Origin of the sequence: uncultured Campylobacter sp., from assembly GCF_938018145.1 — a bacterium.
GTDB lineage: Bacteria > Campylobacterota > Campylobacteria > Campylobacterales > Campylobacteraceae > Campylobacter_A.
Map to the genome: position 1 here is coordinate 1 of NZ_CALIII010000170.1, position 6,742 is coordinate 6,742.

A 6,742-nucleotide genomic window follows, 5' to 3' on the forward strand; every position below is an offset into this window, starting at 1 on the left:
TGCGGCTCTAGCGCGCAGCTTGTTTTGCATACTTACGCAAGCGCCGCAAGTAGGCTTAGCGTCTGCGAGCTACACCTTCCCTTTACTAAATTTGCGGCTACGAGTGGCGAGAGGGCTACAAATTTCGCAGATTTAAATTTCAAATTTGATAGTGGTCACGCGTATAAAGACGAAGCCTCTGGCATTTGCGCGTCAAATTTGACGCAAAATCTCAAAATCGGCGTTTCGGTACACTCTTTAGACCAGGCTCTAGCGGCGCAGGAGCTAGGCGCTGATTACGTCGTGGCGGGGCATATTTTTGATACGCCCTCTCACGCGCTAGAGCAGGGAAGAGGACTTAAATTTTTACGGGAAATTTGCGAAAATTTAAGCATAAAAACCTACGCTATCGGCGGGATAAATTTTAAAAATCTAAGCGAGATCAAGCAGGCGGGCGCAGCCGGAGCCTATATGATGCGGGGATTTTTGGGTTAAATTTTTAATTTTGATTAATACTACTTTAATAACAAATTTTATACTATAGTCATTATCTAAAGTAACTGATAATAGGAATAAAAATGAATACTTTAAAAATTGTTATTTTTCTTATCTTTGCTCTATTTTTGGTTGGGTGTAGCGGCAAATATGAAGTCACCCCACAAAGGCTAGATGATATCAAGGCTACGGCTAAAATCGTCAATCTAAGTACAAATAAAACGATGGATTTTGACGGCTTTATTGTCGAGGTGTTAGATGCTGATATTTTACTGGTGGGCGAGCTGCACGATGACTTTGACCACCATTTGGTAGAAATTTTACTCATCAAAGCGCTTTCAAAAAATAAAAACATAGACGTCGCTTTTGAGATGCTTGGAGGCGATAAGCAAAAATATGCAGATGGTTTGGATAAAAAAACTCGTCCGGGCGAATTGATAAAAGCTATAAAATGGAATGATAAAATATGGGAGTTAAGGCATTACAAAGGAGTGCTAGAAACAGCATTTTATAGCGCTAACATCAAGTGCGCAAATTTAAGCGAAGACGAAATAAAGCTGATATTTACCGGCGCCCAGCCTATATCTGGTAAATTTTCCACATCCAAAAGCGTTCAAGAAGCTATTGTGAAAATCGTCCGCGCAGTGCACGGAGGCGTAAATAAGCAAGATATACAGAAGCTTGTCCAGGCTCAGCAGTACAAAGATCGTAGGATGGCCGACGTCGTAAATAAATCTGCAAATTTTGCTTTGCTTATAGCTGGGAGGTATCACGTCCAAAAGGACATAGGGGTGCCGCTTCATCTTATGGATTTTAAAACGAAAAAGAAATTTAAAACTTTGTTTTTAGGCTTTGATGGCGATGATACGAGTGCTAAAGAGGCTGATTATTTATGGAAATTTAAATAAAGGTACGAGATGGCTAAAATTTTAGTGATTATTTTTTCTTTTTGTTTGTTGTTTGGTGAAAATAACGTAAGCGAATTTGAAAAATCGAGCGATAGCCAAGTAGCGTTTGATGTAAATTTATCTCAAGCTGGCTTGAAATTTGGCGAAGAGCAAAATTTGACCGGCATCGCCTCAAATTCTCAGGCGCCAAGCATAGATTTGTCATTTATTTCGCTTTTTAAGAACGCACATATAGTCGTAAAGATTGTTATATGCGTTTTGATTTTATTTTCCGTCATTACGTGGACGATTTTTATCGTCAAATTTATCCAGTTTAAGCTGGCATTTTGTAGACTCAAATCTGACGAAAACACTGTAAAAGACGCGTCTGATTGGCGGGTTTTAAAGTTAAAGAAAAAGAGCTTTGCAACGGATTTTATAAGAGAACTTGAGGATGAGAGCAAAAAAAGCATCAAATTTGACGCAAATATGAAATTGCGAGTAAAACAAAGGCTTGATCTTAAAAAATCGTCTCTCGCGAACGTGATGAGAGGGTGGGTTGGAGTGCTCGCTAGCATCGGCTCGTCTGCACCTTTTGTCGGGCTTTTTGGGACGGTTTGGGGCATAATGAACAGCTTTGTGGGTATAGCAAACAGCAACAACGCCAGCCTAAGCGTGGTGGCTCCTGGTATCGCAGAGGCGCTTTTTGCCACAGCTCTTGGGCTCGTAGCCGCGATACCAGCGGTTTTGGTTTATAACTATCTGGTGCGGTGTAGCGTTAAATTTAATGCTCGTTTAGGGCTGCTTAGTTCTCAAATTTATTTGATATTTGATAGACTGGCTGCGGAAAATGAATAGCGAAGAAGAGCTAAGCGAGATAAACGTAACGCCTTTTATCGACGTTATGCTTGTACTTTTGATTATATTTATGGTAGTTACGCCCATAGTAACCAGCTCTGTGAAAGTCGAGCTGCCAAAATCTGTTGCCAAACAAAAAGAGGACGTAAATAAGCCTATAATCTTAAGTATAAATGATAAATTCGAAATTTATTTGGGTAGCCAAGCCGTTTTAGCGGAGAATATCGCACAGGCGCTGGATATAAAAAGCGGACGCAACTATGAGGCGATAGTGTATTTTCACGTCGATAAAAGCGTGCCTTATGAGATTTTGATCAATGCCGTCGAGCGAGTGAAGATAGCCGGATATACCAAAATAGCTTTTTCGACAAAGGTTGTAAACTGATGAAAATTCCGCGTTTTGCTTGGGTATTTGCTTTTATTCTTGCTTCAGCGTTGCATGCGGTGCTTTTTGTTTTTATTGCAAATGGTGGCAAGGCTATAAATTTGGAGCAGAATTTCGGTGGCTTTGATTATCCGATAAAAAATGACCAAATCGAGTCGATTATGATAATTTCAGATCTATCGATAGGCGATTTCAAAGAGGTTGCCGTAAATTCTCAAAAATCCTCCACACCGCAACTTGAAGAAGAAACAGAGGCCAAAGAAGAGGAAAAGCCAGAGATAGCCTCGTTAGAGGAGGTAAAATCTCAAATTGAAGTCGTAAAAAAACAGGAAACGCCAAAAAAAATAAAACCTAAAATAAAACCGAAGAAAATAGTAAAAAAACCCGTGAAAATCGCCGAAGAAGCAAATAAAAAAAGCAATGAAGACACACAAAAAGTTTCAAATTTGGACTCGGATATAAACTCCGTAGCCAAGGATAACGTAGCTTCGGCGCCCGTTAGCGGTAGCGGAACTAGGATAGTCGGCAGTTTTGCAGGTTCCGGCGCGGATAAAAAAAGTTGGCAAGGTATGGTTGTGTCGCACTTAAACAAGCACAAAAAATACCCGAGCAATGCTCTTTTAAGTGGATTTGAAGGTGTCGTTTACGTAAGAGTAAAAATAGCAGCTAACGGCGAAGTGCTAAGCGTTTTATTGACTAAAGGGAGCAAATTTGAGATTTTAAACAACGAAGCGACAGAGCTTTTTAACCGCGCTTCACCTCTGCCGTCACCTCCTGGTGAAATGATGGGCTCAGATCGCGATCTGACGTTAAATTTTCCAATCGAATTTAATATAAAAAAATATAAAGCCTCAAAAAAATAAATTTATCTATCGTGCCATAGTTTAAAAAGAGTTAATTAAAGATAACCGGTATAAGTAAAAATTTATATATGCGGTGATACAATTCTTAAATGACAAGATAATGATTTTGATACGGCTTACCATATAGTCATAGAAGTTATTGACGCTTTCAAATTTAAGCCGCCTGACATCCGCGCATAAAACAAAATAATCTAGAAGGAAGCATCATGAATGGGTTTAATTTTAACATAGCTTGCATATTGGCTATTTGTTTAGCGAGCGCTGACGCAAAAGATGTCGATTTTAGTACCTTGGAAGTCTCGGCTACTGAGGTCAAAAATAGCGAAAAGGCGTTTTCGACGCCTGGAGCCGTTAGTTCGCGAGAGGATATTAGAAGCGAAAATCAAAGTATAGACTCCGTAGTTAGAAGCTTGCCAGGCAGCTACACGCAAATAGACCAATCTCAGGGCGGCGTGTCCGTAAACATCCGCGGGCTTACAGGGCTTGGGCGCGTAAACACGATGATAGACGGAGTTACGCAGACTTATTACGGTACGTCGAGCGATACGGGTGGGGTTCATAACTTTACCGGCAACATTGGCACTTCAGCCTTTGGAGCACTCATAGATCAAAATTTCCTAGTAGGTATAGACATCGAGAGAGGAAGTTTTAGCGGTGCTCAAAACGGACTTATGGGAAGTGCAAATTTTAGAACCATAGGCGTAAATGACGTTATAACTGACGACCACATTTTTGGCTTTTTAGGTAGATATAGCTATGGCTCAAACGGCGTGGGGCCAAGCTATATGGGTAGTGTCGCGGCAAAAAAAGAATTTGACGGCGGACAAAGCCTGGGCGTACTTTTTGGATATAGCGGTAAAAAAATCTCGCAAGACTATAAGATAGGCGGCGGTGGCAAAATAAAAGACAACGATAAAGACATCGACGGAGACGGCGTGCCTGATTTGCCTACAGCGTTAGATACCGATTCGCTGGAGCAACGTCCTAAAAGCTATCTTTTTAAGCTGGAATACGATAGTGAGATAAACAAAGCTATTTTGGCATACAGGAGGTATAGCAATTATCTAGCTAAAAGAGATATAACCAGCGACAACTATCAGCTTGATTATCGTTTTGATCCGTATTCTGACCTGATCGATATAAATTTGCTCTTATCATATAATAAAACCAGACAAATTTATGATAAAAAAGCAAGACTGGCGTGGGCGGATCTTGAAAAGGGGATGAAATTTAAAAATAGTTCTCTGGTTTTTGATCTTAGCAATACCTTTTTGTTTGATATAACAGATAAGCTTAAATTTAGCTCAAAACTAGGCATAAATGCCCTAAATAACGAATATAAACGCGTTACTGGAGACGAGGCGTACTCTACACTTAGGACGTCGTATCCTATACCAGACGGTAAACAAAAGATATTTAATTATTATTTAGATAATTCGCTTGAGTACGACATTTTTACCTTCGATGCAAATTTAAATCTCGTAAATTGGAAAACGAGCGGTATAAAAGGCAAATGCTTAGCAGGGAATCCTTACTGCTCTCCACAAGAGGCCGGAGACTTTAAAAGAAAAGATACCGATTTAAACTATTCTCTTATGGCTTCAGCCAAGATTGACGAGTTGTTTTCGCCGTTTATCAGCTACGAAAGGACGACTAGGCCGCTAAACGTGCAGGAGCTCTTCTCGTCGGGCACGGTTTATGAAGATATAAACACCGGGCTAAAACCAGAAACGGCAAAAACCTATCAGATCGGCTTTAATAGCCACAAGCATGGTATCTTTTCGGACGACGATGTTTTTGGACTTAAAGCCGCTTACTACAATACTAAAATAAAAAATTTTATCTACGATAGGATAATCGGCTACACAAATGCTGGTGGCGACGTTACGATGTTTTTGGCTAGATTAAATGACAAAGCCACCTTAAAAGGCTTTGAGCTCGAGTTTTTATACGATATGGACGTATTTTACGCCAAAGCCTCCTACACTCGTCAAAAATCCTCCTATCAGCCCTCAGATAGTTTCGCGCTAGACTGGACAAACGGACCTGCTAGTGGAACTACGCAGTTTAGCGAACTGCCGAAATATTACGCTACGATAGACGTTGGAACTAGGCTTTTTAATGAAAAGTTAGTTCTTGGTTCTATAGCCAAAATTACTGGTAAGGCAAAAAGGATAAATCCTAAATTTAACTGGGGTGCTTTTGACGAAAATGATCCGAGATTTAAGATTATCAATACGCAAGAACTGCCAAAAATCCCAACTATTTTCGATTTTTACCTCACCTTCGAGCCGATTAAAAATTTAACCTTTAAATTTGAAGTGCAAAACGTATTCGACAAAAACTACATGGACGCGCTTTATACTTATAACTCATCTTACTCCAGCGACGTATTTAACGACGATATCACTATCTTTAACAACGCTGCCAGGGGTAGGACGATACTGGGGAGTTTTGAGTATAGATATTAAATTTAACGACCGAGTCGCCGCGATAAAAGCGGCGCTCTTGGTTTCTGCTCTAAAATTGACCTACATGATCTTTTTTGTTGCTAAATTTGACTGCATATAAATTTAAGCCTATTTTGCTACTATTTCAGACGAAAATTAACTCAAATGGAGAATACGTGAAAAAATTGATCTTTGTTACGGTGCTTTGGGCGTTTAGTTTTAGCCTCATCGGCGAGTTTTTGGCGGGGCGAGTGGATAGCTACTTTGCCGCGTTTTCGCGCGTCGTGCTTGCGCTTGGCGTGTTTTTGCCATTTATGATTAAGGATTTTGCCGCGCAAAACCTCGCTCTATACGCCAAAGTAGCCGCGATCGGCGCGGTGCAGATCGGCGCGATGTATATTTTTTACTACAACTCGTTTGCCTACCTTAGCGTCGCCGAGGTCGCGCTCTTTACGATATTTACGCCGTTTTACGTGAGCGTGGTTTACGATGTGCTCGCAGGTAGGCTTAGGCTGCTGTATCTGTTTAGCGTTGGCACGGCGGTTTTGGGCGCGCTCATCATCAAGTACGGCAACGTAAATAGCGGCTTTTGGCACGGATTTTTGCTTGTGCAGGGGGCAAATTTGTGCTTTGGCGTCGGACAGAGCGCGTATAAATTTTTGTTAGAAAAGCGTGATTTTAACGAGCAAAGAGGGGTTTTTGGCTACTTTTTCGTCGGAGCCGCGGCGGTTACGGGCATAGCCTTTGCTATGTTTGGCAATCCTGAAAAGATCAACCTCGACCTCACGCAAAGCGCTGTGCTGCTGTGGCTTGGCATCGGAGCTA

At 41.0% G+C, this 6,742-nt stretch carries 7 protein-coding genes; all 7 read left to right on the forward strand.

The genetic code is table 11. The features are described from left to right. The coding region (locus Q0338_RS03925) for a thiamine phosphate synthase (RefSeq protein ID WP_298085620.1) at positions 1–474 on the forward strand (474 nt) is incomplete at its 5' end. Positions 475–557: 83 nt separating this feature from the next. Further along, positions 558–1,382, forward strand: a complete 825-nt coding sequence (locus Q0338_RS03930) for a ChaN family lipoprotein (RefSeq protein ID WP_298085621.1) — start codon at positions 558–560, stop codon at positions 1,380–1,382. Between the two features lie 9 nt (positions 1,383–1,391). Continuing rightward, the gene (locus tag Q0338_RS03935; protein ID WP_298085622.1) at positions 1,392–2,219 is read left to right on the forward strand and encodes a MotA/TolQ/ExbB proton channel family protein; all 828 of its coding nucleotides are present in this window, start codon (positions 1,392–1,394) and stop codon (positions 2,217–2,219) included. Then, entirely contained in the window at positions 2,212–2,604 is a 393-nt protein-coding gene (locus Q0338_RS03940) for a biopolymer transporter ExbD (protein ID WP_002950784.1), read from the forward strand. Before Q0338_RS03935 ends, Q0338_RS03940 begins: the two co-directional genes overlap by 8 nt. Next, positions 2,604–3,467 (forward strand): energy transducer TonB, encoded by an 864-nt coding sequence (locus tag Q0338_RS03945; RefSeq protein WP_298085623.1) that lies wholly within the window; start codon positions 2,604–2,606, stop codon positions 3,465–3,467. Before Q0338_RS03940 ends, Q0338_RS03945 begins: the two co-directional genes overlap by 1 nt. A gap of 206 nt (positions 3,468–3,673) precedes the next feature. Beyond that, positions 3,674–5,938, forward strand: coding sequence for a TonB-dependent receptor (locus tag Q0338_RS03950; RefSeq protein ID WP_298085624.1), 2,265 nt, complete (start codon positions 3,674–3,676; stop codon positions 5,936–5,938). Positions 5,939–6,093: 155 nt separating this feature from the next. Further along, on the forward strand, positions 6,094–6,742 hold a 649-nt coding region (locus tag Q0338_RS03955; RefSeq protein ID WP_298085625.1), incomplete at its 3' end, for an EamA family transporter.